Origin of the sequence: Micromonospora sp. DT4 (assembly GCF_049841675.1) — a bacterium.
In the GTDB taxonomy this organism is placed as follows: Bacteria; Actinomycetota; Actinomycetes; order Mycobacteriales; family Micromonosporaceae; genus Micromonospora.
Genome location: NZ_JBNCKT010000412.1, coordinates 1 through 390 on the forward strand (window position 1 = coordinate 1; position 390 = coordinate 390).

Sequence of the window (390 nt, forward strand, 5' to 3'; positions counted from 1 at the left end):
CAGTCCTCGTAGATGGCGAGGAAGTCTCTCGCCTTCTCGTCTTTCATTCTCTGAAACTTGACGATATGCATATGTCCATGGCCGTCACGTTCGACGGTGTATCCGTTTTTCTTTAGGGCTTCGGCAACATTTTTATCGTATTTGCAATACTCAACTCGCACCAGGCCATCGAAAATCCTGCCGATCGGGTATTTATTTTCTCCGACCGTCACAGTGTCGTCGCTTGCGGGGACTGCGTTCCGGCGATTGGTGGAGTCTTGCGCTACCCACGTGTTGATGGCGTCGACACGCTCGCCCGGTGTGAAATGTTTGCGCGACTTGTCACCTTGTTCGCGCGACTTGTCACCTTGTCGGGAGTACGGTTTCGCGCGTTGTTTTGTGCGCGGTGTT

General features: G+C 53.1%; 1 protein-coding gene. It reads right to left on the bottom strand.

Annotated elements, in window-relative coordinates; all coding sequences use genetic code 11:
• Positions 1 to 390 (bottom strand): hypothetical protein (locus ACLQ24_RS30360; RefSeq protein WP_425895161.1); only part of this gene is annotated, 390 nt, incomplete at both ends.